This is a genomic window from Streptomyces sp. NPDC048584 (genome assembly GCF_043199595.1).
GTDB classification, from domain to species: Bacteria; Actinomycetota; Actinomycetes; order Streptomycetales; family Streptomycetaceae; genus Streptomyces; species Streptomyces edwardsiae.
In genome coordinates this window covers 68,535-93,283 of record NZ_JBICWF010000011.1, presented here as the reverse complement: position 1 = coordinate 93,283, position 24,749 = coordinate 68,535, and the positions used below count along the sequence as shown (strand labels likewise).

Here is a 24,749-nt window from a genome sequence, read left to right as displayed (position 1 = left end):
CGGGGATTTTGTAGGCAGTCCACAGACACTAGCGGCAGCCCGGACGGACCACTGTGTGGCGATACCCACACCTCGAATGGCCTCTGTTGTACGAACTCTCCTTGGCCCGGGCGGCTCGGGTAGGACAGGATCGGCTCCCATGGACCTGCTGAACACGCTGGTGGACAAGGGGCTTCGGCGCGAGACGCCGACCCGCGCGGAAGCACTGGCCGTCCTCGCGACGTCCGACGACGATCTGCTCGATGTGGTGGCGGCGGCCGGGAAGGTGCGCAGGCACTGGTTCGGCCGGCGGGTGAAACTCAACTATCTCGTCAACCTCAAGTCCGGTCTGTGCCCGGAGGACTGCTCCTACTGTTCCCAGCGGCTCGGCTCCAAGGCGGACATCCTCAAGTACACCTGGCTGAAGCCGGACCAGGCCTCGCAGGCGGCCGCCGCCGGTCTCGCGGGCGGCGCCAAGCGGGTGTGCCTGGTGGCCAGCGGCCGGGGGCCGACCGACCGTGACGTGGACCGGGTCTCGGACACCATCAAGGCCATCAAGGACCGATACGAGGACGTCGAGGTGTGCGCCTGTCTGGGGCTGCTCTCCGACGGCCAGGCGGAGCGGCTGCGCGAGGCGGGCGCGGACGCCTACAACCACAACCTCAACACCTCCGAGTCGACGTACGGGGACATCACGACCACGCACACGTACGCCGACCGGGTGGACACGGTGCGCAGGGCGCACTCCGCCGGTCTGTCGGCCTGTTCGGGGCTGATCGCCGGTATGGGCGAGAGCGACGAGGACCTGGTCGACGTGGTCTTCGCGCTGCGCGGACTGGACCCGGACTCGGTGCCGGTGAACTTCCTGATCCCGTTCGAGGGGACGCCGCTCGCCAAGGAGTGGAACCTCACCCCGCAGCGGTGTCTGCGCATCCTGGCGATGACCCGGTTCGTCTGCCCGGACGTCGAGGTGCGGATCGCCGGCGGCCGTGAGGTGCATCTGCGGACGATGCAGCCGCTCGCGCTGCACCTGGCCAACTCGATCTTCCTCGGTGACTACCTCACCAGCGAGGGCCAGGCCGGCAAGGCGGATCTGGAGATGATCGCGGACGCCGGGTTCGAGGTGGAGGGGGCCGGCGAGGTGACGCTGCCCGAGCACCGCGCGAAGGGCGGCTGCGGTTCCCACGAGGGCGGCGGGGCGTGCGGTCCGGCGGTCACCGACTCCTGCGCGAGTGCGCCCGACGAGCCTCGTACGGACCTGGTCGCCGTCCGCCGCCGGGGCGCCGGAACGGATCTCGCGCCCAATGCCTGAGCGGTCCGTCGCCGAGCTGCTGGAGCTCGACCGGCGGCATGTCTGGCATCCGTACGGGCCCATGCCGGGCCGTCAGGAACCGCTCGTCGTGGAGTCGGCGAGCGGGGTGCGGCTGAGGCTCGCGGACGGCTCGGCCGAGCTGGTCGACGGGATGTCGTCCTGGTGGTCGGCGATCCACGGCTACAACCACCCGGTGCTGAACGAGGCCGCGCGCGGGCAGCTGGGGCGGATGAGCCATGTGATGTTCGGCGGGCTCACCCACGAGCCCGCGGTACGGCTGGCGAAGCTCCTGGTCGACATGTCTCCGGAGGGGCTCGAGCATGTGTTCCTCGCCGACTCCGGGTCGGTGTCGGTCGAGGTGGCCGTCAAGATGTGTCTGCAGTACTGGCGTTCGCTGGGCCGGCCGGAGAAGCGGCGGCTGCTGACCTGGCGGGGCGGCTACCACGGGGACACCTGGCAGCCGATGTCGGTGTGCGACCCCGAGGGCGGCATGCACGAGCTGTGGTCCGGGGTGCTGCCGCGCCAGGTGTTCGCGGACGCTCCCCCTGCCGGGTACGAGGAGGCGTACGCCCAGCATCTGCGGTCGGTGATCGAGCGGCACGCCGGTGAACTGGCCGCGGTGATCGTGGAGCCGGTGGTGCAGGGCGCGGGCGGGATGCGGTTCCACTCCCCCGCGTATCTGCGGGTGCTGCGCGAGGCGTGCGACGCGCACGGCGTGCTGCTGGTGTTCGACGAGATCGCGACCGGGTTCGGGCGCACGGGCGCGCTGTTCGCGGCGGAGCACGCGGCGGTGACGCCGGACGTGATGTGCGTGGGCAAGGCGCTGACCGGCGGCTATCTGACGATGGCGGCGACGCTGTGCACCGCGCGGGTGGCCGAGGGCATCTCGCGCGGGGAGGTACCGGTGCTGGCGCACGGGCCGACGTTCATGGGCAATCCGCTGGCGGCGGCCGTGGCCTGCGCCTCCGTCGAACTACTGCTCGGTCAGGACTGGCGCGCGGAGGTGAAGCGGATCGAGGCGGGCCTGCGGGAGGGACTCGCCCCGGCGGCCGGGCTGCCCGGGGTGCGGGACGTGCGGGTGCTGGGCGCCATCGGGGTGGTCCAGCTCGATCACGCCGTCGACATGCGGGCGGCCACCGAGGCGGCCGTGCGCGAGGGCGTGTGGCTGCGGCCGTTCCGCGATCTGATCTACACCATGCCGCCGTACGTCACCGATGACGCGGATCTGGCAAGGATCGCCCGCGCGGTGTGCGCGGCGGCGAAGGAGGGCTGACATGCCGGTGATGGTGATCACGGGCACGGGCACCGAGGTCGGCAAGACGGTGGTGACGGCCGCCCTCGCCGCGACGGCGCTGGCGGCGGGCCGTTCGGTGGCCGTGCTCAAGGCGGCGCAGACGGGTGTACGGCCGGACGAGCCCGGGGACGCCGCGGAGGTCGCGCGGCTGGCCGGTGCGGTGACGACGGACGAACTCGCCCGCTACCCGGATCCGCTGGCGCCGGCCACGGCGGCCCGCCGGGCCGGACGGGCGCCCGTGCGTCCGCACGAGGTGGCGGAGCGGGCCGCCAAGCTGGCCACCGAGCACGATCTGGTGCTGGTGGAGGGCGCGGGCGGGCTGCTCGTACGGTTCGACGCGGCCGGCGGGACGCTGGCGGACGCGGCGGCGCTGCTGGCCGCGCCGGTACTGGTGGTGGCGTCGGCGGGGCTGGGCACCCTGAACGTCACGGAGCTGACGGTCCGTGAACTGCGCGGGCGGGGGCTGGATCCGGCGGGTGTGGTGATCGGCAGCTGGCCGGACGGGCCCGATCTGGCCTCGCGGTGCAATCTGCTGGACCTGCCGGACGTGACCGGTGCACCGCTGCTGGGCGCCGTACCGGCCGGGGCGGGCGCCCTGGCCCCCGCGCGATTCCGGGGTTCGGCCCCGCGCTGGCTCGCGCCCCGCCTCGAGGGGACCTGGGACGCGGAGTCGTTCCGGACGCGCGAGGCCCCGTGACGACACGCGGGGGTGCGGAGCGCCCTTTCGGGGGAGAATCGCCGTAGACCCGTTCCGGGGGAGGTCCTCATGCAGTTGCGGTCCGGCCGGTCCACCAAGGTGGATCGGGACACCGTGCACCATCCGCTGTTCGCCCGCTCCTACGCGCGGGTCAGCGTCGCCGCCGAGACCCGCGCGGGGATGGCCCGGGTACGGCGCAGACTGCTCGGCGGCCTGTCCGGCCGGGTGATCGAGATAGGCGCGGGCAACGGTCTGAACTTCGCGCACTACCCGGGCACCGTCTCGGAGATCGTCGCCATCGAGCCGGAGCGTGCGCTGCGCGCGCTGGCCGTGGAGGCGGCCCTGCGCGCCCAGGTGCCGGTGGACGTGGTGCCGGGCGCGGCGGAGGCGCTGCCGGTCAAGAGCGAGGCGTTCGACGCGGTGGTGCTCTCACTGGTGCTGTGCAGTGTCCGGGACGTGCCGAGGGCGCTCGCGGAGCTGCGGCGGGTACTGCGGCCGGGCGGCGAGGTGCGGTTCTTCGAGCACGGCCGGGGCGGCGGACGGATCATGCGTCTGACCCAGCGGGCGCTGGACCGGACGGTGTGGCCGCCGCTGGCCGGCGGCTGTCACATGGCGCGCGATCCGGTCGGCGCGCTGCGGGAGGCGGGGTTCGAGCTCGGTCCCTACCGGCGGATGCTGATGCCGGAGAAGGGGCCGGCGCTGCCCACCTCGTTCTGCGTCATGGGCGCCGCGTGGCGCCCGCGGGGCGACGCGGCGGCCGGCGGGAGCTGATCACCCGGTCCAGCGGCGCAGTTCGGCCGCTATGTCGTCCACGGTCGCCTCTCCGTCCTTGACCAGCCGGGCCAGGTCGCGCACCTGTTCCGGCGAGGTGACGACCTTCAGACCGCTCGCGACCAGATAGGCGTACGCGACGGCGGAAGCGAAGAGGGCGTTCGAGCGCTCCAGCGCGGGGACGTGGATCAGCAGCTGGAGCAGGGCGGCGGCGCGGGAGTACGGGCCGTCGTAGACGGGGACGTCGAAGATCTCGGCCTCATGGCGTGCGACGGCGGCGACGAGGGCGCCCCAGTCGGTGACCTGAGGGTCGCCGGGGGTCTGCCGCTCGGCGAGCATGAGCAGCCACGCGAGGTCGATGCGCAGGTCGTTCAACGGTTCAGCGGCGACCTTCGCGCGTGCCTTCGCGGTCCTTGCCGAACTCCTCGGCGAAGACGCCCTCGTACTGCTTCATGAAGTCGGCGGCGGCCTCGACGAACGCGCGGCCCGCCTCGCCGGTGTCCTGCCGGACCAGTTCCTCGATGTAGCGGTTCACGCTCATCCCCCGCGCGAGGGCACGTTCGCGCGCCGCGCGGGCGGTGACCTCGTCGACGCGCACGTTCAGCTGGGTCTTCGCCATACCCCGAAGCTAGCGCCGGAACGCTAGTAGCGGCAAGTGCGGCCACCAAACCGGAGCACGTGCCCCTTACACCGACCTCGGGGACCGGGCCTGAAGGTGGAGACGGGCCCGCCCTCACGGGGGATACCGGGTGTGGGCCGTATCACACTACCCTCGGCGCGACGAGCACGACCTGACGTCCACTCGGAGGAGGCGGCCTTGTCCACACCTGCTGCGGAGCACGCCCCCGGCCTCGCGTCGGCCGACGGGATCGCGGCCCGTGCCCGCGGTCTGACCAAGGCGTACGGCTCGGGCGAGACGACCGTGCTGGCCCTGGACTCGGTGGACGTGGACATCGCGCGCGGCCGGTTCACCGCGGTGATGGGCCCGTCGGGGTCCGGGAAGTCCACGCTCATGCACTGCCTGGCGGGACTCGACACCGTTTCCGCCGGACAGGTGTGGCTGGGAGACACCGAGATAACCGGTCTGAGGGACCGTGAGCTGACCCGGCTGCGGCGGGACCGTATCGGGTTCATGTTCCAGTCCTTCAATCTCATCCCGACGCTGAACGCGCGGGAGAACATCACCCTGCCCATGGACATCGCGGGACACAGGCCCGACGAGAAGTGGCTGGACCAGGTCATCGACACGCTCGGCCTGCGGGACCGCCTCAGGCACCGCCCCGCGCAGCTGTCCGGCGGACAGCAGCAGCGGGTGGCCTGTGCGCGGGCGCTGGCCTCGCGGCCCGAGCTGATCTTCGCCGACGAGCCGACCGGCAACCTCGACTCCCGCGCGGGTCTCGAGGTACTCGGCTTCCTCCGCGAGGCCGTGGACTCGCTCCACCAGACCGTCGTGATGGTCACGCACGACCCGGGTGCCGCCGCCCACTCCGACCTGGTGCTCTTCCTCGCGGACGGCCGGATCGTGGACGAGATGCGCCGGCCCACGGCGGAGTCGGTGCTGGAGCGGATGAAGCGCTTCGACGTGATCCGCGCGACCGCGGACGACACCGTCACGGGGGCCGCCCCGGCCGGCGACGAGCCGACCTCCGGGGAGGACTGACGCCGTGCTGAAGGCGACGCTGCGGAGCTTTCTCGCGCACAAGGGACGGCTGCTGCTGTCCGCGCTGGCCATCGTGCTGTCCGTGGCGTTCGTGGCGGGCAGCCTGATCTTCTCCGACACGGTCACCCGTACCTTCGACCGGCTGTTCGCTTCCACCTCCGCCGATGTGACGGTGGAACCGCGGGACGACCTGGAGTCGTCGGTGCCCACCGGCGCCGTCCAGACGCTTCCGGCCTCGCTCGTGCGGGAACTGACCGGAGTCGACGGCGTCGAGTCGGCCCGCCCCGACATCAGCGTCGAGAACATCACGGTCGTCGACGGCCACAACGAGTCGGTGGGGCCGACCACGGGCGCGCCGACGATCGCCGTGGACTGGTACGTCAGCGAGCGCAGTGTGGTGGAGCTGACCTCCGGCCGCACCCCGAGCGGCGACGGCGAGGCGGTCCTGGACGCGGACACCGCCGACGCCAAGGACGTCGGGATCGGGGACACACTGTCCGTGCAGGCGCAGCCGGGCTCCTTCCGGGTGGAGATCGTCGGCATCGCCACGTTCAAGACCACGAACCCGGGCGCGGCGCTGGTCTTCCTCGACCCCGCGGTGGCGGGTGCCAGGCTGCTGGGCTCGGCGGACCTGGCCACGAGTGTCTCCCTCGACGCGGCCCCGGGCGTCACGGACGCGGAGCTGAAGCGCCGGGTCACCGAGCGGCTCGGAGACGCGTACAAGGTGCAGACGGCGGACGAGACCGCCGAGACCGCCGCCGACGAACTCGGCGGATTCCTCGACGTGATCAAGTACGTGATGCTCGGCTTCGCCGGGATCGCGGTCCTCGTGGGCGTCTTCCTGATCGTCAACACCTTCTCGATGCTGATCGCCCAGCGGACCCGTGAACTCGGCCTGCTGCGGGCGCTGGGCGCCGACCGCAGGCAGGTGCGCCGGTCGGTGCTCACCGAGGCGGTGCTGCTCGGTCTGGTCGGTTCGACGGTGGGACTGGCGGCCGGCATCGGGCTGGCCCTCGGGCTGATCCGGCTGATGAGCTCGATCGGTATGAACCTGAAGACCACGGAGATGGTCGTCGGCTGGGCCACCCCCGTCACCGCGTACGTCGTCGGCGTGGGCGTCACCTTCGTCGCGGCGTATCTTCCGGCCCGCCGCGCGGCGGGCGTGTCGCCGATGGCCGCGCTGGCGGACGCGGAGATCGCCGGGACGGGACGGCCGCTGCGCACCCGCGCGGTGGTGGGTTCCGTGGTGGGCGCGGTCGGCGCGGCCGCGCTGGTGGGCTGCGTCCTGGCGGGCGGGACGTCGTCGGCGGCCTCGCTGCTGGGGCTCGGCGTCGTTTTCACTCTGGTCGCCATGGTGATCGCCGGTCCGTTGCTGGTACGGCCGGTGATCCGGGTGCTGGGCGGGGCGTTCCCGGCGCTGTTCGGCTCCGTCGGCCGGATGAGCCAGCGCAACGCCCTGCGCAATCCTCGCCGTACCGGCGCGACCGCGGCCGCGCTGATGGTGGGGCTCGCGCTGGTGGGCGGGATGTCGGTGGCCAGCGCCTCGATGTCGCGCTCCTTCGACGAGCAGATCGACAGGACGCTCGGCGCCGACTTCGTGCTGCAGAACGCCAACTTCACGCCGTTCCCCCAGGAGGTCACCGACCGGGTGCGGGACACGGAGGGCGTGGGAGTGGTCGTACGGCAGCGGTTCGCGCCGGTGGCGGTGACGCTGCCGGACGGGGAGCGGATCGAGACCACCGCCGCCGGGTACGACGACGGGGCGGACGAGGTCGCACGCGTGACGTACGCGTCCGGTGACACGGCGGCCGCGCTCGCTGACGGCAACGTCGCCATGGACGTGGACTTCGCCGGGGAGCACGACGTCCGTATGGGCGACACCGTCCCGGTCGAGTTCCCCGGCGGCCGGAGCACCGAGCTGACGGTGGCCGCACTCACCGACATGGACGGTGGCTCGGGCTTCGGGATGGCGGGCGGGCTGGTCTTCGGCATCGCCACGGTCGAGGAGTACGTGCCGGGCGGACAGGACTCCGCGCTGTACGTCAACGCGGCCGCCGGGACGAGCGTGGACCGGTTGCGCGAGCGGCTGGAGACGACGCTGGAGCCGTATCCGCAGGTGCAGGCCCGTGATCAGGCCGACTACAAGGAGCTGGTGCACGACCAGATCGCGGTGCTGCTGTACCTCGTCTACGCCCTGCTGGGGCTGGCGATCGTCATCGCGGTGCTGGGCGTGGTCAACACGCTCGCGCTGTCGGTGGTGGAGCGTACGCGCGAGATCGGTCTGCTGCGGGCGATCGGGCTGGGGCGGCGGCAGCTGCGGCGGATGATCCGGCTGGAGTCGGTGGTGATCGCGGTGTTCGGTGCGGTGCTGGGGGTCGGGCTGGGCCTGGTGTGGGGGCTGTGCGTCCAGCAGGTCCTCGCCCTTCAGGGCATGACGGCGCTCGCGATCCCGTGGGGGACCATCGCGGCGGTCGTCATCGGCTCGGCGGTGGTGGGCATCGCGGCGGCACTCCTCCCGGCGCTGCGGGCGTCCCGGATGAACGTCCTGGAGGCCATCGCCCACGAGTAGCTCCGCACCGCCGCAGCCCGCGCCGCTGCGGGCGGCCATACCGCCGTAGCTGCGGGCAGTCGTGCCGCTGGGGCGATGGGGGTCCCCCCGCTCGAGCGGGGGGACCCGAGAGTGGGGGGAGGGTGGGCGCAGCGGCACCCCCTTCAGCGGGGCGAGCGCACACCCACCCCCGTCCAGCAGCGACCCGGGGTGACGGCTGAGCGGGGGGACGGAGCGCGGCCCGGCGCCGGCGGGGTGCCGTCGCGCCCACCCGTGCCGCCCTGCGGCACGCCTGCCCGCGGACGGGCGGGAACGCGGGATCCGCGAGTGCACGGAAGCGTGCGGGTGCGGGAACGCGGGATCCGCGAGTGCACGGACGGGTGCGGGTGCGGGAACGCGGAAGCGAGGGAGCGCGAGGGCGCGGAAGCGCGAGGGTGTGGTGTGCTGCGGTGTACCCCCGCACACCCCGGACGTGGGGTGCTAGCGGCGGGCCGTCACCGTGCCCTCTACCGCGAAGAGTTGTTCCTCGACGTGGTCGAGGGCCAGGCGGACCGCCCCCGTGGCGACCGCCGCCTCCCCGAGATGCGACAGCGTGACCCGCGGCGGCCGCAGACAGTACCGGGCCAGTTCGCGGCGCAGCGGCTCAAGGACACCGTCCAGGCCCGCCGCCCACCCCCCGATCACCACCAGCTCCGGATCGAGCGCCAGCACCAGCGCCGCCACATCGTGCACCAGCCGCCGGATGAACCGGTCCATCGCCGCCAGCGCCCGCTGATCACCCTCCCGCGCCTGCGCGAACACCTCGGCGACCGCCTGCTCGTCCAGCGGATGCAGCGGCTCGTCCGTCGTGGACAGCAAGGTCTCCGGCGTGGCCTCCCGCCCCAGCAGATGCAGCGCCCCGATCTCGCCGGCCGCCCCGCCGTACCCCCGGTGCAGCCGCCCCCCGATCAGCGAACCGGCCCCGGGACTCAGCCCGGCCAGCACGAACACCACGTCGTCGGTCTCCCGCGCGGCCCCCTTCCAGTGCTCGGCGACGACGGCGGCGTTCGCGTCGTTCTCCACCAGCACCGGACACTTGAAGGACCGGCTCAGCCGCTCACCGAGGCCGAGCCCTGTCCAGCCGGGCAGCGCCGTGCCCAGCCGCACGGTTCCGTCCGCCTCCACGATCCCCGGTGTGCCCACGCCCACGGCGCGCAGCGAGCCGCGCGGGACACCGGCCCGGCGCAGCAGCTCGGCGACGGCCGCGTCGATCCGCTCCAGCCGCTCGTCGGCGTCGACCGTCTCGTCGACGTCCCGCGCCTGGGCCCCGATCACCCGCCCGTCCAGATCGGCCAGCAGCGCGGCCACCCGGTGCACGCCGATCTCCAGGCCCAGCAGATGCCCGGCCTCCGCCCGGAAACGGAACCGCCGCGCGGGCCGCCCCTGCCGCCGCGCGGCGCCCTCCTCGGCCACCGTCTCCACGACGAGGCCCGCCTCGATGAGCCCTTCCACCACGCCCTCGACGGTCGGCCGTGACAGCCCCGTCACCCGGGTCACCTCGGTCAGCGTCGCGCAGTCCGTGGCGCGCAGCGCGTGCAGCACCACCGCGGAGTTGATCCGTCGCAGCAGCGAGGGGTCCCCGCCGGTCAGCCGACCCACCGTCCGTCCTCCCTGCTCGTGCGCGTGTTGGGCGGATCGTACTCGGCGCCGACGACCCCGGCGACCTCCGGGCTGGGACGCCCCGACGGGGCACGGTTCAGCCCGGCGCCACGAACCCCGACTCGTAGGCCGCGATCACCGCCTGGGTCCGGTCCCGCGCCCCCAGCTTGGCCAGCACGGCGCTCACATGGGACTTGACGGTCTCCGTCCCCACCACCAGCTTCGCGGCGATCTCCGCGTTCGTCAGGCCCCGAGCCATCAGCCGCAGCACCTCCCCCTCGCGCTCGGTCAGCCGCGCCCGCGCCAGCCGGTCGCGCGCCTCGCGGTTGCCGTCGCCGTCGGCGTACTGTGCCGCGAGCCGCCGTACCGAGGCGGGGAACAGCAGCGACTCACCCTCGGCGACCAGCCGCACCGCGTGCACGATCTCCGCCGGCCGCGCCCGCTTCAGCAGAAACCCGTCGGCTCCCGCACGCAGCGCCCCGTACACGTACTCGTCGTTCTCGAACGTCGTCACGACGAGGATCTTCGGCGGCGCGCCGACCGACCGCAGCAACGCGCGCGTGGCCTCGATCCCGTCCAGCAGCGGCATGCGTACGTCCATGGCCACCACGTCCGGCCGCAACCGCCGTACCAGCGGAATGACCGCCGCCCCGTCGGCCGCCTCCCCGACGACCTCGATGTCCGCCTGCGCCTCCAACACGGCCCGCAGACCCGCGCGTACCAGGGGCTCGTCGTCGACGAGCAGAACGGTGACCGGCATCCGGTCAGCGTAGATCAGCCCAACGGCAGTTCCACCCGCACCCGCCAGTCACCCCGGTCGGGGCCGGTGTGCGCCTTGCCGCCCAGCAGGGACGCGCGCTCGCGTATGCCGCGCAGTCCGCTGCCCCTGCCGGGCGCCGGTGCCGCCCCGGTGAACGGATTGCGGACCTCCAGGCCCAGCGTGCCGTCCCCGACCGTGACACGGACCCGCACGGGGACGGCACCCGCGTGCCGCAGCACGTTGGTCAGGGCCTCCTGGAGAATGCGGTACCCCTCGCGGGACACCGGCCCGGGTACGGTGTCGAGGGGGCCGGTCAGGTCGGCGTCGACCGTGGCGCCGGAGGCCCGCGCCGACTCCAGCAGCCGGCCGGCGTCCGTGAGGGCCGGCCGGCCGTTGGCCGGTCTCCCGGACTCGCGCAGGACGCCGAGGACCCGCTCCAGGTCCTCCAGCGCCGCCCGGCCGGTCTCCTCGATGGCGGCCAGCGCCCGCTCGGTGAACGCGGGATCGCCGGCCGCGCGGGCGGCGCCCGCCTGCACGACGGCCACGGTCAGCGCGTGGCCGATGGAGTCGTGGAGCTCGCGGGCGATACGCGTGCGCTCCAGGAGCTGCTCGGTGCGTTCCTCCAGGGCGGCCAGCCGCTCGGCCGGGGAGGGGCCGAGCAGACGCCGCGCCAGCGCCGTGATCAGCCGGCCCGGCGCGACCACGGTCGCCGCCAGGATCACCAGCACCACGGGCAGCAGCAGGACATGCCACCACCTGTGGCCGTCGAGCAGGAACAGCTCGCCCGACGCCGTGTCCCCGCCGAACCCCGCCGCCGCCAGGTCCACCACGGCGATGAGCAGGTTCGCGACGAACACGGAGGTCGCGCAGCCGATCAGCAGCCGCACCTGCAGCCAGACGACGACCCGGCCCCGGTCGCTCCAGGAGACGGACGGCGCGACGACGATGCCGGCACTGTCGCTGTCGTGCCGCTGCCCCGTCAGCAGCAGCCTGGCCTGCAACCCCTCCACCGTGCGCATCGCGGGCACCAGTCCCGCCGGCAGCAGTGCCACGGCCGCCAGCGCCCAGGTCCACCACGCCTCCTCCAGGAACAGCCACAGCGACGGCCACACGATCGCGATGAACAGATGCAGCAGGCGTGTGTACGTCACTGTCCGGCCGAACGGGCGCAGCAAGCGGGGCATCGCGTCATCGTCCCAGCCGCACCGGCAACGGGCCTCCCCCGCGCGGGGGAGACGATCTCCACCGGCGGGGGAGGCACCGCCCCCGTACGAGGCGCCACGCTGAGGCACATGACCAGCATCGACGTCCAGGACCTCACCAAGGAGTACGGCACCCGGCGAGCCGTCGACCACCTCACCTTCCGCGTCCTGCCCGGCCGCGTCACCGGCTTCCTCGGCCCCAACGGCGCGGGCAAGTCCACCACCATGCGCCTGGTGCTCGGCCTCGACCACCCCACGTCCGGCTCCGCCACCCTCGGCGGCCGCCCCTACGCCGCCCTCGACGAACCCCTGCGCCACGTGGGCGCCCTGCTCGACGCGCGGGCCGCCCACGGCTCCCGCACCGGCCGCGACCATCTGCGCGTCCTGGCGGCGAGCCACCGCATCCCGGACCGACGGGTCGACGGGGTACTGGAGGAGACCGGCCTGGGCCCGGCGGGACGGCGCCGGGTGCGGACCTACTCCCTGGGCATGCGCCAGCGGCTGGGCATCGCCGCCGCACTCCTCGGCGACCCGGAGGTGATCATGCTCGACGAGCCCTCCAACGGCCTGGACCCGGAAGGCATCGTGTGGATCCGCACCCTGCTGCGCCGGCTCGCGGACGAGGGGCGGACGGTCCTGGTCTCCAGTCATCTGATGAACGAGACCGCCTCCTTCGCCGACCATCTCGTCGTCCTCGGCCGCGGCCGGCTCCTCGCCGACACCCCGATGCGGGAGTTCATCGACGCCCGCGTGCGTCCCGCCGTCCGTGTCCGCACCTCCGACCCCACCGCCCTCAGGAGTGCCCTCGCCCGGCACGGTCACGACGTCGCGGAACACCCGGACGGCCACTGGACGGTGCCGGACGCGCGCGTGGACGACATCGGACGCCTCGCCTCCGCCGCACAGGTGCCGCTTCTCGAACTCACGGCGGCCGAGGGCACCCTGGAACAGGCCTATCTGGATCTGACCGCCGCCGAGACCGAGTTCGCCGCACAGCCCCAGGAGGCCTGACCCATGCCGTTCGCAGCCGCGCTCCACGCCGAGTGGCTGAAGATCCGCACCGTCCGCTCGCTCCCGGGAGCGCTGTTCGCGCTGTTCGCGGCGACCACCGCGTTCTCCGCGCTCGCCGGCCTCTCGGACACGTCGGACCCCGGGTTCGACCCCCTCTTCACGGCCCTGTCCGGTGTCACCCCCGGTCAGATCGCCGCCATCTCCTTCGGCGCCATGGCCGTGGCGGCGGAGTACCACGACGGAGCCCTGCGCCTCTCCCTGGCGGCGACCCCGCGACGCTGCCGCTGGTTCGCGGCCAAGGTCACGGCCATCGCCGTACCCACGCTGCTCGTGAGCCTGCTGACCGCCCTCGCCGCCCTCCTCGCGGCCCGCGCGGGGCTCGGCCCGGCGGCGAGCGGCCTCACCGCGGCCGAACAGGTCCGGGGTGTCGTGGGCTGCGGCGTCTACCTCACGCTGATGGCCCTGCTCGCCGCCGGCCTGGCGACCGTGCTGCGCAGCGGGGTGGCCACGCTGTCGCTGCTGATCCCGTTCATCCTGGTCGTCTCCTTCGTGATCGGCGACACGGCCGGCAGCGTCGTCGGCTATCTGCCCGACCGCGCCGGACAGGTGGTCCTGTATCAGCACCACGACCAGACCCCCGGCCCCTGGACCGGACTTGCGGTGACCGCGCTGTGGACGGCCGCCGCCCTCCTGGCCGGGGCCTGGAGCCTGCGCCGCCGGGACGCCTGACCGGGAGACCGGCTGACACCCCGCCAACTGTCAGTGGCGGCGGGTTTACTGAACCCATGAACATCGCCCGGCACATCGCCCTCATCGACGAGCTGTGCTTCCGTCCGTTTCCGGCGGAGCACGGCCCGTCGGACGTCGGCTTCGGCGGACCGGGCCACCATGTCGCCGTACTGGAGACCGGCGACGGGCCGGACGCCGACCCCGCGCGGTGGGCGGTCACGGTGGACCAGTTCGAGAAGGGCCGCGACGCCGTGTACGAGGTGCTGGCCTCCCGCTGGGGGGACGTCGCCCCCTGGAACCTGCGGACGGTCCTGCTGCGCACGGAGCGGGAGGAGATACCCGAGCCGTGGGCCCGGCTCAGCGCACTGGCCGATGTGGCCTGGCTGTGGGAGGTACAGGGCACCGGCCGCTGGGTTGTCGTCGCGGTCGCCCACCGCGACCCCGGAGACGCGGTCCGGTTGCTGGCGGTGGTCACGGAGACGGCACCGCCCTGACCGCGGGCCTTCACGGCCCGACCGCGGCCTCCCGCAGCCGTCCGAACTCCTCCGCCAGCGTCACCGGCGTCCAGTACGCGTTGAGCCCGCTGGGATTGGGCAGCACCCACACCCGGGAGTCACCGATGAGCCGCGCCTGCGGTCCCACCTGTGCTTTTCGTTCGTCGAACGCCGCGCGATACGCGGTCACCCCCACCACGGCCAGCCACCCGGGCCGCAGCCGCGCCACCTTCAGCGCGAGGAGCCGCCCGCCCTCCCGGTACTCCTCGGCGCTCAGCTCGTCGGCCCGCGCGGTCGCCCGCGCCACCACATTGGTGATGCCGAGCCCGTACGACAGCAGTTCCCCCTGCTCGGACGGCAGCAGCAGCCGGGGCGTGAAACCGGAGCGGTGCAGCGCCGGCCAGAAGCGGTTGCCGGGGCGGGCGAAGTGGTGGCCCGTCGCGGCCGTCATCAGACCCGGGTTGATACCGCAGAACAGCACCCGCAGGCCGTCCGCGGCCACGTCCGGTACGAGTCGGTCGCGGGCGGCCTCCAGTTCCTCCTGGGTGAAGCGCGTCAGAGGATCGCCCCGGGGGTGTACCCGGCGGCCTCCGGGTGCCGCTCGAGGATCTCGTCGATCCGGCCGACGACGGCCGTGACCTGGTCGCTCGCCGCGCCGGTGAAGGACAGCTTGTCCGCCATCAGCGCCTCCAGCTCGGCCCGGCCGAGCGGCAGCCGCTCGTCGGCGGCGAGCTTGTCGAGGAGGTCGTTGCGTTCGGCGCCCCGCTCGCGCATGGCGAGGGCGGTCGCGACGGCGTTCTCCTTGATCGCCTCGTGCGCGACCTCGCGGCCCACACCCGCGCGCACCGCGCCCATCAGTACCTTGGTGGTCGCGAGGAACGGCAGGTAGCGGTCCAGCTCCCGGGCGACGACCGCCGGGAACGCGCCGAACTCGTCCAGCACCGTCAGGAACGTCTCCAGCAGACCGTCGAGCGCGAAGAACGCGTCCGGCAGCGCGACCCGGCGCACCACCGAGCAGGACACGTCGCCCTCGTTCCACTGGTCGCCGGCCAGTTCGCCGGTCATCGAGGCGTAGCCGCGCAGGATCACCATCAGGCCGTTGACGCGCTCGCAGGAGCGGGTGTTCATCTTGTGCGGCATCGCGGAGGAGCCGACCTGGCCGGGCTTGAAGCCCTCGGTGACCAGCTCGTGCCCGGCCATCAGCCGGATCGTCTTCGCCAGTGACGACGGCGCGGCGGCCAGCTGCACCAGCGCGGTGACGACCTCGTAGTCGAGCGAGCGCGGGTAGACCTGGCCGACGCTGGTGAACGCCTGCGAGAAGCCCAGATGCCCGGCGATCCGCCGCTCCAGCTCCGCGAGCCCGCTCGCGTCGCCGCCGAGCAGGTCCAGCATGTCCTGCGCGGTACCGACCGGGCCCTTGACGCCGCGCAGCGGGTAGCGGCCCAGCAGCTCCTCCACCCGGCCGTGGGCGACGAGCAGCTCGTCGGCGGCGGTGGCGAACCGCTTGCCCAGGGTGGTGGCCTGCGCGGCCACGTTGTGCGAGCGGCCGGCCATGACCAGCTCGCCGTACTCACCGGCCAGTCTGCCGAGGCGGGCCAGGACGGCCACCGTACGGTCGCGCATCAGCTCCAGCGAGAGCCGGATCTGCAACTGCTCGACGTTCTCGGTGAGGTCGCGGGAGGTCATGCCCTTGTGCACGTGCTCGTGCCCGGCGAGGTCGTTGAACTCCTCGATCCGCGCCTTCACGTCGTGCCGGGTGACCTTCTCGCGCTCGGCGATCGAGGCCAGGTCGACGGTGTCGAGGACACGCTCGTAGTCGGCGATCGCCGCGTCGGGCACCTCGATGCCGAGGTCCTTCTGGGCCCGCAGCACGGCGAGCCAGAGCTGCCGCTCCAGCCTCACCTTCTGCTCGGGCGACCAGAGCGTGGCGAGCTCGGCGGAGGCGTAGCGTCCGGCGAGGACGTTCGGGATACGGGGCTTGGCGGGCGCAGCAGTCACGTATCGGGAGTCTACTGGCGATTCCTGCAGGCCGGCGCCGCGGGGTCGTTCGGCGGAAGCTACAAGGGCCCCGTGGTCAGCGGGCCTCGTACGGCAGCAGCTCGGGGCGCTTGGGCGGCAGACCGTCGCCCGAGGAACGGCCGGTGAGACGGCGGCCGATCCACGGCAGCAGGTACTGCCGGGCGAACCGCGCGTCCGCGGCGCGGCGCGCCGTCCAGCGCGGCGGCAGCGTCGCCTCCGGCGGCAGCTGCCAGTCCGGATCATCCGGGGTGTGTCCCAGCGTCTGCCAGACGGCCTCGGCGACCCTGCGGTGACCGTCCGCCGTCAGATGCAGTCGGTCCACGTCCCACAGCCGGGGATCGGCGAGCGACGGTGCCCCGTACAGATCGACGACCAGTGCGCCGTGCCGCTCGGCGAGCTCGTCGACGCACTCGAACAGCGCCTCCATCCGCGGGCGGAACCGCTCCAGGACCGGCCCCTGGCGGCCCGGGCTGCGCATCAGCACCAGCTGCCCGCAGTGCGGGGCGAGCCGCTCCACGGCCTCGGTCAGCAGCTCCCGCACCCGCACCATGTCGCACTTGGGCCGCAGGGTGTCGTTCAGCCCGCCGACCAGGGTGACGACGTCCGCCCGCATGGCGGCGGCGGTCTCGACCTGCTCGTCGACGATCTGCTGGATCAGCTTGCCGCGCACCGCCAGGTTGGCGTACCGGAAACCGGGGGAGGCGGCGGCCATCCGCGCGGCGAGGAGGTCGGCCCAGCCGCGGTAGGTGCCGTCGGGCAGGAGGTCCGACATGCCCTCGGTGAAGGAGTCGCCGAGGGCGACGAGGCTGCTGTAGGTGGGGTTCGTCTGCATGGCGACACAGATGGTAACCCGAGGCACATACCCGGCGGTCGGTCGCCCTCGCTCGTGCTCAGGCCCGCTGCCCGAACAGCTCCTGCAGCACGTCCTCCATGGTCACCAGCCCGGCCAGCCGCCCGTCGGTCCCGAGGACGGCCGCCAGATGCGTACGGCTGCCCCGCATGGCGGTGAGGACGTCGTCCATCGGCGTGCTCTCCCGCACCCGCGCGATGGACCGCATCTGACCGAGCTGGAACGGCAGGTCGCGCGGCGAGGTGTCGAGGGCGTCCTTCACATGCAGATAGCCGACGATGCGCCGCTGCCCGTCCACCACCGGGAAGCGGGAGAACCCGGTCTCCGCCGACAGCCGCTCCAGTCCCTCGGGGGTGACGCCCACGCTCGCGTAGACCACGTCCGCCAGTGGCATCACCACGTCCCGCACGGGCCGCCGGCCCAGCTCCAGGGCGTCGTTCAGCCGCTCCCGCGCGCGGTCGTCGATGAGGCCCGCCTCGCCGGAGTCCTTCACGATCTGGGCCAGCTCGGCGTCCGAGAACGACGCGGCGACCTCGTCGCGGGTCTCGACCCGCATCAGCTTCAGCAGCGTGTTGGCGAACGCGTTGATCGTGAAGATCACCGGCCGCAGCGCGCGGGAGAGCGCCACCAGCGGCGGACCCAGCATCAGGGCGCTGCGCACCGGTTCGGCCAGCGCGATGTTCTTCGGCACCATCTCGCCGAGCAGCATGTGCAGATACGTGGCGAGCGCCAGCGCGATCACGAACGACACCGCGTGCCCCGCGCCCTTCGAGACGCCCACCGCGTGGAACACCGGTTCCAGCAGATGTGCGATGGCAGGCTCGGCGACCACGCCGAGGACCAGCGTGCACAGCGTGATGCCGAGCTGTGCGGCCGCCATCAGCGCGGACACGTGCTCCAGACCCCACAGCACGCTCTTCGCGCGCCGGTCGCCCGCCTCCGCGTGCGGTTCGATCTGGCTGCGGCGCACCGAGATCAGCGCGAACTCGGCGCCGACGAAGAAGGCGTTGACGACCAGCGTCGCCAGACCGATCAGCAGCTGTACGACGGTCATCGCCGTGCCTCCTCGTCGTCGGTGGTGCCGGCCGTCCGCGGTTTCGCCGGCTGCCGGTCGCCGGGCGGCGCGTGCAGCAGGACGCGTGCCGCGCGGCGGCCGGTGGCGTCCACCACGTCGAGCCGCCAGCCCGCCACCTCGAAGGTGTCGCCGACGGCCGGAATCCGGCCCAGCTCGGCCGCCACGAGTCCGGCGAGGGTCTCGTACGGCCCCTCCGGCGCGCGCAGGCCGACCCGGGCGAGCTGGTCCACGCGCGCGGAGCCGTCGGCCGAGAACAGGGTGCGGCCGCTCTCGTCGGCGCCTGCCCGGGCCAGGTCGGGGGTCTCGTGCGGGTCGTGCTCGTCGCGGACCTCGCCGACGACCTCCTCGACGATGTCCTCCAGCGTGGCCACGCCGGCCGTGCCGCCGTACTCGTCGATCACCACGGCCATGGTGCGCCGGCCGGAGAGCCGGTCGAGAAGCCGGTCGACGGTGAGTGAGCCGGGGACCAGCAGCGGTTCGCGCATCAGCTCCGACACGGGCACGTGGGCGCGGCGCTCGGCGGGCAGCGCCAGGACGTCCTTGACGTGCGCGGTGCCGACGACCGCGTCGAGGGTGCCCCGGTAGACGGGGAACCGGGAGAGGCCCGTCGCCCGGGTCACGTTCGCCACGTCCTCGCAGGTCGCCTGGACGTCCAGCGCGACAACCTGCACGCGCGGCGTCATCACGTTCTCCGCGCTGAGGTCGGCGAGGTTCAGCGTGCGGACGAAGAGCTCGGCGGTGTCGGCCTCCAGAGCGCCCTCCCGCGCGGAGTGCCGGGCGAGCGCCGCGAGCTCCTGCGGCCCCCGCGCGGACGCCAGCTCCTCGGCCGGCTCCACGCCGATACGGCGCACTATGCGGTTGGCCGAGTTGTTCAGGTGGGTGATGAACGGGCGGAACGCGGCACTGAACCAGCGTTGCGCGTTGCCCACCGTCCTGGCGACGGCCAGCGGCGAGGAGATCGCCCAGTTCTTGGGCACGAGCTCGCCGACCACCATCAGGAACACCGTCGACAGGGCGGTGCCGATCACCAGGGCGAGGGAGCGGGCCACCGAGCCGGAGACGCCCATGTCCTCCAGCGGGCCCGCGATCAGCGCGGCGATCGACGGCTCGGCCAGCATGCCGACCACCAGGTTGGTGACCGTGATGCCGAGCTGCGCCCCGGAGAGCTGGAAGGTGAGATTCCGTACGGCCTTGAGCGCGCCGGCGGCGCCCCGTTCGCCGCGTTCGACCGCCCGCTCCAGCTCGGCCCGCTCGACCGTGGTGAGGGAGAACTCGGCCGCGACGAAGGCGCCGCAGGCGAGCGAGAGCAGGATCGCCGCGAGAAGGAGGAGCACTTCGGTCATCGGGTCACCTCTGTCCCATGGTCGGACAGGACGGGAACGGACGCGCGATGTCGTGGACCGGGGGGCTCGCCCATGGGCGGACGCACACAACCTTTCATGGAGGACCGAGTTGCCCACTCATGGTAAAGGATCGGCAAAGGAGTGTTGCCGGACTGTGGATCACGGGGTGAGCGGCTTCACCCAGCGCCGCCACCGCTCCTCCGGCGCGTACCCGGATGCGGTCCACGCGTGATGGGCGGTGCCGTTGTCCTGGAGCACCATCGCGTCCGCGCGGCGTCCGCCGAGCCGTACGAAACGGTCCTCGGCGGCGGTCAGGAGCGCGGAGGCGATGCCGCGCCGACGGTGGTCCGGGTGCACCGCCAGCCGGTACAGATGGCACCGCCAGCCGTCGAAGCCGGCGATCAACGTGCCGGCCAGTTCGCCGCCGGTCTCCGCGAGGATCAGCGCCTCGGGATCGCGGGCGACCAGCCGCTCCACACCGTGCCGGTCGTCACTGATGCTCGTTCCCTCGGCGGCGACCTTCCAGAAGGCCAGCACGGCGTCCAGATCCTGGGCCGTCGCGGCCCGCACACGCAACTCGTCCACCAGCCGATCCCACCACGGCCGCCCCCACCCCACAGCCCATTCCACCATCCGGACCCCCGCGCCGCCCCGCGTCCCTGGCGTTCCCATCCCCCGCGCGCGCCCTCGCGTTCCCGCGCGCGCCCCCGCGTCCCCGCGCCGCCCCGCGTCCCCGCGCCGCCCCGCGTCCCCATCCCCCGCGCGCCCTCGCGTTCCCGCGCGCCTGCCGCCGATCCGCGGGCAGGCGTGCCGCAGGGCGGCACGGGTGGGCGCGACGGCACCCCGCCGGCGCCGGGCCGCGCAACTCCCCCGCTCAGCCGTCACCCCGGGTGGCTGCTGGACGGGGGTGGGTGAGTGCTCGCCCCGCTGGAGGGGGTGCCGCTGCGCCCACCCTCCCTCAACTCTCGGCTTCGCTCGAGCGGGGGGACCCCCATCGCCCCAGCGGCACGACTGCCCGCAGCTACGCGGCAGGGCCGCCCGCAGTTGCCGGGGGGTCAGGAGGCGTGGCGGGTTGGGCCGTGGTGGATTTCCACGCCGCCCGCGTCGCCGAAGGTCAAACGGCAGGTGTCCGCGCGATAGGTGGCCATGGACAGGGCCGCCGTACGGCCGCGCGCGATGAAGCGGGTCGTGACGACCAGCACGGGCGCGCCCGGCAGTCGGTCCAACTCCCTCGCGTCGTCCGCGCGGGCGGACCCGAGCTCCACCGCGTTCTCCTGCCGCTCCAGCTCCAGCCGCTGCAGCTCCCGCAGCACCGCACGCGCGCGTGCCGGACCGGCCGGCGCGTCGATGCCGGTCAGGTCCGGTACCGAGTCCCCCGGGATGTACAGCAGCTCGGCGGCGACGGGCTGGCCGTGGGACACCCGGGAGCGCCGCACGACGTGCACGGGCTCGGCGCTGCCGGTCACCAGCGTCTCGGCGACGCCGGCGGGCGGCACCTCGAGCGCGCAGTCCAGGGCCTGCCAGGCATCCTGCGCCCCGCCCGGCCAGGCGTGCTGTGCCGTCCCGACGGACACGCCCATACGCGGCGGCGCGACCGTCGTACCCACCCCCCGGCGGCGCTGCAGCCTGCCCTCGAGTTCGAGCTGCTCCAGGGCCTGCCGGAGCGTGGCACGCGCGACACCGAAGCGGGCGGCGAGATCACGCTCATTGGGCAGGATCTCGCCCACCGAGAACTCCGAATCCAGCGCCTCGCTGAGCACGGTCCTCAGGTGCCAGTACTTCGGTTCCGGCACCGTTTCCAGCTGCGTGGTCCCCACCCTGTCCTCCACGATCGCCGTGTCCGGCGGGCGTTTTAACGCCCTTGTTTATTAAAGGTTGTTTCACTTGTCTGCGACCATAAGGCGGCCCACACCCTTGGTCAATACCAATCAACCCGAGACGAAGGACCCGGAGGCGGTCCTACGGGAGAGCGGCGAGCGAATACAGCTTGTCGGGATTACGGATGACGTACACCGTCCGGACGCGTCCGTCGGCGACGTCGAGCTGGAAGACGGAGTCGGGCTTGCCGCCGGACAGGACGAGCACCGCCACGCCGCCGTTGAGCTCCAGGAAGCGGAAGGAGACGTCGGGCAGCCCCTTGCGGGCGGTTCCGAAGAGGAAGCGGCCCACATGGTCGGCGCTCTCCAGGACCCGTAGCGGGGCACGCGACTTGCCGCCGCTGTCGCCGACCAGACGCACGTCCGGGGCGAGCAGTTCCAGCAGCCCCTCCAGGTCGCCCTCGGTGGCCGCGGCGAGGAAGCGTTCGGTGAGGTCGCGGCGCTGGGCGGGGTCGACGTCGTACCGCGGGCGGCCCTCCTCGACGTGTCTGCGGGCGCGGCCGGCGAGTTGTCGTACGGCCGGTTCGCCGCGGTCGAGCATGACCGCGATGTCGGCGTACGGGTAGCCGAACGCCTCACGCAGCACGAACACCGCGCGTTCCAGCGGGGAGAGGGACTCCAGGACGACGAGGACGGCGAGGGAGACGGAGTCGGCGAGCACCGCCCGTTCGGCGGTGTCCGGGACCGCGTCGCCGAAGTCGGTGACGTACGGCTCCGGCAGCCACGGGCCGACGTACGTCTCGCCGCGCGCCTTGATCTGGCGCAGCCGGTCGATGGCGAGGCGGGTGGTGACGCGCACCAGGTAGCCGCGCGGGTCGCGTACGCCGGACCGGTCGCCGCCCGACCAGCGCAGCCACGCGTCCTGCACGACGTCCTCCGCGTCGGCGACCCGGCCCAGCATGCGGTAGGCGACCCCGAGGAGGACGGGGCGGTGTGCTTCGAAGACATCGGTCGCGGGGTCGGCGGTCACGGCACCATCCCAGCGGACCCGCGCGGCCGTGTCCAGGCGGCACCGGCCGCCCCGGTGCACACGGAACCGGGGGCTACCCGCCGGTAGTGATCGCTGACAAGCTGTCCACGACGTCAGGCGGCGTCCGTTTCCGCGCGTCCCGAGTTCCAGAAGAGGAGCAGCCCCATGTCCGCGACCGTGTCCTTCGAGGTCACCTCTCCCCTCGGCCCGCAGCCCGTGACCCTGTCCTACGCGCGCGTGGGCCGCGGTGAGCCCCTGCTCCTGCTGCACGGCATCGGCCACCACCGTCAGGCGTGGGACCCGGTGGTGGACATCCTCGCCACGGAGCGCGAGGTGATCGCCGTGGACCTGCCGGGCTTCGGCGCCTCCCCGGCGCTGCCCGGCGGCCTCGCCCACGACCTGCCCACCCTGAGCGCCGCGCTGCGCGCCCTGTGCGAGGAGCTGGAGCTCGGCCGGCCGCATGTGGCGGGCAACTCGCTCGGCGGTCTGCTGGCCCTGGAGCTCGGCCGCCACCGGCTTGTACGGTCCGTCACCGCCCTGTCCCCGGCGGGCTTCTGGACCCAGGGTGAGCGGCGGTACGCCTTCGCCGTGCTGACCGGCATGCGGCGGATCGCGGAGCGGATGCCGCTCCCGCTGGTGCAGCGCCTCGCCCGCTCCGCGGCCGGCCGGGCGGTACTGACCAGCACCATCTACGCCCGTCCCGGGCGCCGTCCCGCCGAGGCCGTGGTCGCCGAGACGCTCGCCCTCGCCGGGGCGACGGGGTTCACCGAGACGCTCCGCGCGGGCGCAACCGTACGGTTCACGGACGATGTGCCCGGCATCCCGGTGACCGTGGCCTGGGGCGCCAAGGACCGGCTGCTCGTCCCCCGGCAGGGCGTGCGTGCCAAGCAGATCATTCCCCGGGCCCGGCTGGTCCGGCTGCCCGGCTGCGGCCACGTCCCGATGAACGACGACCCGGCGCTGGTCGCCCGCGTCATCCTCGACGGCAGCGGCTGAGGCCGGGGCGCGCACGCGCGCGGATGCGGGAGCAGGACGGCACGGTGCTGTTCACGAGGACGCTGCGTCCGGGGCTGGTCGGCCAGTGACACCGGCCGGTCGCTTCGGCCAGTGACCGACATCACCAACCCAACAAAGCGGACAGAAGCGCGCTTTACCCATCAGTCACAGTACGTTCGTGATCACGAAACACGATTCCTTCACAGTGGCTGTATGAGTCGAGACATGTCTGAAGTGACGAACACCCGGTACGACGGGCCCATCGCGCGGTGTGCGGCCGCCTTCCACGCATGGCGGGCACGACGTCACGGCAGCGCGCCGCCGGCGCACGATACCGGCGGCATGCCGCCGCCCTCCGCCGGGTCCGGGGGCAGCGTGCTGTGGCGGATGCGGACGACGGTGAAGGACGAACCGGGTGCGCTGGCCGTGCTGTGCACGGCGCTGGCCGGGCTGCGGGTCGACATTCTCAGCCTGCAGACACACCCGCTGGGCAGGGGCACCGTCGACGAGTTCCTGCTGCGGGCACCGGAGGGGACGGACCTTGTCGCGGCCGTGTCGCGCGCCGGGGGCACGGACACGTGGACCGAGCGGGCCGACGCCCACGATCTGGTGGACGCCCCGACCCGGGTCCTCGGGCTGGCCGCCCGTGCCGCCCAGGACGCGGCCGAACTGCCGCTCGCGCTTCGTCAGTTGCTGGGCCGGTGCACGATCCGCTCCCGGCCCGCCGTGACCGTGGGCGGCCGGCCGGTGTCCGAAGACGTGCCCGAGGAGGGCCTCTTGGACGACACGGTGATCCGGCTGCGCGCCCCGGAGGGCGGGGTGCTCACCCTGGAGCGGCCGTATCTGCCGTTCACCCCCACCGAGTTCGCCCGCGCGCGGGCCCTGGTGGAACTGGACGCCCGGCTCGGTCCGCGCGTCCCGCGCGGCCGTGACGTCCTCACCCTGCCCGAGGGCAGCGACATCTCCGTGCGCCGCGCCGACACCGGTGACCTGGCCGCCGCGCGGGCGATGCACGAGCGGTGCTCCGCCGAGACCCTCCGCATGCGGTACCACGGGCCGGCCGGCGACGCGGACCGCTATCTGAACCATCTGCTCAGCCCGCGCTTCGGCCGCACGCTCGCCGCGCAGACCGCCTCGGGCCGCATCGTCGGCCTCGGCCATCTGCTGTGGGACGGCGACGAGACCGAGGTGGCGCTGCTCGTGGAGGACGCGTGGCAGCGCCGGGGCATCGGCGCCGAACTCCTCACCCGGCTGGTGGGGATGGCCGCCGAGGCGGGCTGCTCCGACGTGTACGCCGTGACGCGGGCGTCCAACACCGGCATGGTCGCCGCGATGCGCGGACTGGGGCTGCCCCTCGACTACCAGATGGAGGAGGGCACGCTGGTCGTCACGGCCCGCCTGGACGCCGTACGGGACCGGCGGCCGCGGGAGCGGGAGCACGGTGAGCGGATCGGCCGGCCGTAGCCCGCGCCGTACGGGGACACACGGCCGGGGCCGTCGTACGGGCCCCCGGGGAGGGGGTGC

24 protein-coding genes are annotated in these 24,749 nt (G+C 73.3%); 11 read left to right on the top strand and 13 right to left on the bottom strand.

Annotated elements, in window-relative coordinates:
* The first annotated feature begins 139 nt into the window (after positions 1-139).
* From bioB to ACGFR9_RS24025, 4 genes are all read left to right on the top strand, one after another.
* Positions 140-1,291, top strand: a complete 1,152-nt coding sequence (gene bioB, locus ACGFR9_RS24040; RefSeq protein ID WP_393211991.1) for a biotin synthase BioB — start codon at positions 140-142, stop codon at positions 1,289-1,291.
* Positions 1,284-2,564: an adenosylmethionine--8-amino-7-oxononanoate transaminase gene (locus ACGFR9_RS24035; RefSeq protein ID WP_393211989.1), complete on the top strand. Its 1,281-nt coding sequence runs from the start codon at positions 1,284-1,286 to the stop codon at positions 2,562-2,564. The genes bioB and ACGFR9_RS24035 overlap by 8 nt, the downstream gene beginning before the upstream one ends.
* Position 2,565: 1 nt before the next feature.
* Positions 2,566-3,282: a dethiobiotin synthase gene (gene bioD / locus ACGFR9_RS24030; protein WP_393211987.1), complete on the top strand. Its 717-nt coding sequence runs from the start codon at positions 2,566-2,568 to the stop codon at positions 3,280-3,282.
* Between the two features lie 69 nt (positions 3,283-3,351).
* Positions 3,352-4,053 carry a class I SAM-dependent methyltransferase gene (locus ACGFR9_RS24025; RefSeq protein ID WP_393211985.1) on the top strand — a complete coding sequence of 234 codons (702 nt, stop codon included), beginning with the start codon at positions 3,352-3,354 and terminating at the stop codon, positions 4,051-4,053.
* On the opposite strand, the gene ACGFR9_RS24020 is transcribed toward ACGFR9_RS24025, so the two are convergent.
* Both ACGFR9_RS24020 and ACGFR9_RS24015 read right to left on the bottom strand, forming a co-directional pair.
* Positions 4,054-4,428: a fic family toxin-antitoxin system, toxin component gene (locus ACGFR9_RS24020; RefSeq protein WP_393211983.1), complete on the bottom strand. Its 375-nt coding sequence runs from the start codon at positions 4,426-4,428 to the stop codon at positions 4,054-4,056.
* A 4-nt stretch (positions 4,429-4,432) separates the two neighbouring features.
* Positions 4,433-4,672 carry a toxin-antitoxin system HicB family antitoxin gene (locus ACGFR9_RS24015; protein ID WP_393211981.1) on the bottom strand — a complete coding sequence of 80 codons (240 nt, stop codon included), beginning with the start codon at positions 4,670-4,672 and terminating at the stop codon, positions 4,433-4,435.
* A gap of 198 nt (positions 4,673-4,870) precedes the next feature.
* On the opposite strand from ACGFR9_RS24015, the gene ACGFR9_RS24010 reads away from it, so the two are divergent.
* Together ACGFR9_RS24010 and ACGFR9_RS24005 are read left to right on the top strand one after the other, a co-directional pair.
* The gene (locus ACGFR9_RS24010; protein ID WP_393211979.1) at positions 4,871-5,713 is read left to right on the top strand and encodes an ABC transporter ATP-binding protein; all 843 of its coding nucleotides are present in this window, start codon (positions 4,871-4,873) and stop codon (positions 5,711-5,713) included.
* A 4-nt stretch (positions 5,714-5,717) separates the two neighbouring features.
* Positions 5,718-8,282, top strand: a complete 2,565-nt coding sequence (locus ACGFR9_RS24005; protein ID WP_393211977.1) for an ABC transporter permease — start codon at positions 5,718-5,720, stop codon at positions 8,280-8,282.
* A 459-nt stretch (positions 8,283-8,741) separates the two neighbouring features.
* On the opposite strand, the gene ACGFR9_RS24000 is transcribed toward ACGFR9_RS24005, so the two are convergent.
* From ACGFR9_RS24000 to ACGFR9_RS23990, 3 genes are all read right to left on the bottom strand, one after another.
* Entirely contained in the window at positions 8,742-9,899 is a 1,158-nt protein-coding gene (locus ACGFR9_RS24000) for an ROK family transcriptional regulator (RefSeq protein ID WP_030214293.1), read from the bottom strand.
* Positions 9,900-9,996: 97 nt separating this feature from the next.
* A complete protein-coding gene (locus ACGFR9_RS23995; RefSeq protein WP_393211975.1) occupies positions 9,997-10,659 on the bottom strand; it encodes a response regulator in 663 nt (220 codons plus the stop codon).
* Between the two features lie 14 nt (positions 10,660-10,673).
* Positions 10,674-11,843, bottom strand: coding sequence for a sensor histidine kinase (locus tag ACGFR9_RS23990; protein WP_393211973.1), 1,170 nt, complete (start codon positions 11,841-11,843; stop codon positions 10,674-10,676).
* 108 nt (positions 11,844-11,951) lie between these two features.
* Between ACGFR9_RS23990 and ACGFR9_RS23985 the strand changes: the two genes are divergently transcribed.
* Genes ACGFR9_RS23985 through ACGFR9_RS23975 form a run of 3 tightly spaced genes read left to right on the top strand, consistent with a single transcriptional unit; the run spans position 11,952 to position 14,095 of the window.
* Entirely contained in the window at positions 11,952-12,872 is a 921-nt protein-coding gene (locus ACGFR9_RS23985) for an ABC transporter ATP-binding protein (RefSeq protein WP_393211971.1), read from the top strand.
* A 3-nt stretch (positions 12,873-12,875) separates the two neighbouring features.
* A complete protein-coding gene (locus ACGFR9_RS23980) occupies positions 12,876-13,601 on the top strand; it encodes an ABC transporter permease (protein WP_393211969.1) in 726 nt (241 codons plus the stop codon).
* Between the two features lie 56 nt (positions 13,602-13,657).
* Positions 13,658-14,095, top strand: a complete 438-nt coding sequence (locus ACGFR9_RS23975; protein ID WP_393211967.1) for a hypothetical protein — start codon at positions 13,658-13,660, stop codon at positions 14,093-14,095.
* A gap of 10 nt (positions 14,096-14,105) precedes the next feature.
* Here ACGFR9_RS23975 and mug read toward each other — a convergent pair whose 3' ends face one another.
* From mug to ACGFR9_RS23935, 8 genes are all read right to left on the bottom strand, one after another.
* Positions 14,106-14,654 (bottom strand): G/U mismatch-specific DNA glycosylase, encoded by a 549-nt coding sequence (mug, locus tag ACGFR9_RS23970; protein WP_393212308.1) that lies wholly within the window; start codon positions 14,652-14,654, stop codon positions 14,106-14,108.
* A complete protein-coding gene (purB, locus tag ACGFR9_RS23965; protein WP_393211965.1) occupies positions 14,651-16,093 on the bottom strand; it encodes an adenylosuccinate lyase in 1,443 nt (480 codons plus the stop codon). Before purB ends, mug begins: the two co-directional genes overlap by 4 nt.
* A gap of 76 nt (positions 16,094-16,169) precedes the next feature.
* Positions 16,170-16,946 (bottom strand): SGNH/GDSL hydrolase family protein, encoded by a 777-nt coding sequence (locus ACGFR9_RS23960; protein WP_393211963.1) that lies wholly within the window; start codon positions 16,944-16,946, stop codon positions 16,170-16,172.
* A 58-nt stretch (positions 16,947-17,004) separates the two neighbouring features.
* Positions 17,005-18,018: a hemolysin family protein gene (locus ACGFR9_RS23955; protein ID WP_393211961.1), complete on the bottom strand. Its 1,014-nt coding sequence runs from the start codon at positions 18,016-18,018 to the stop codon at positions 17,005-17,007.
* Entirely contained in the window at positions 18,015-19,382 is a 1,368-nt protein-coding gene (locus ACGFR9_RS23950) for a hemolysin family protein (protein ID WP_393211959.1), read from the bottom strand. The genes ACGFR9_RS23955 and ACGFR9_RS23950 overlap by 4 nt, the downstream gene beginning before the upstream one ends.
* Positions 19,383-19,541: 159 nt before the next feature.
* Positions 19,542-19,967, bottom strand: a complete 426-nt coding sequence (locus ACGFR9_RS23945) for a GNAT family N-acetyltransferase (RefSeq protein WP_393211957.1) — start codon at positions 19,965-19,967, stop codon at positions 19,542-19,544.
* Between the two features lie 470 nt (positions 19,968-20,437).
* Complete coding sequence (locus ACGFR9_RS23940) at positions 20,438-21,199, bottom strand: GntR family transcriptional regulator (RefSeq protein ID WP_393211955.1); 762 nt, start codon at positions 21,197-21,199, stop codon at positions 20,438-20,440.
* A 142-nt stretch (positions 21,200-21,341) separates the two neighbouring features.
* Entirely contained in the window at positions 21,342-22,229 is an 888-nt protein-coding gene (locus ACGFR9_RS23935) for an RNA polymerase sigma-70 factor (protein ID WP_393211953.1), read from the bottom strand.
* 165 nt (positions 22,230-22,394) lie between these two features.
* Between ACGFR9_RS23935 and ACGFR9_RS23930 the strand changes: the two genes are divergently transcribed.
* Both ACGFR9_RS23930 and ACGFR9_RS23925 read left to right on the top strand, forming a co-directional pair.
* Positions 22,395-23,225 carry an alpha/beta fold hydrolase gene (locus ACGFR9_RS23930; protein ID WP_393211951.1) on the top strand — a complete coding sequence of 277 codons (831 nt, stop codon included), beginning with the start codon at positions 22,395-22,397 and terminating at the stop codon, positions 23,223-23,225.
* Between the two features lie 225 nt (positions 23,226-23,450).
* Complete coding sequence (locus ACGFR9_RS23925) at positions 23,451-24,689, top strand: GNAT family N-acetyltransferase (RefSeq protein WP_393211949.1); 1,239 nt, start codon at positions 23,451-23,453, stop codon at positions 24,687-24,689.
* The last annotated feature ends 60 nt before the right edge of the window (positions 24,690-24,749 follow it).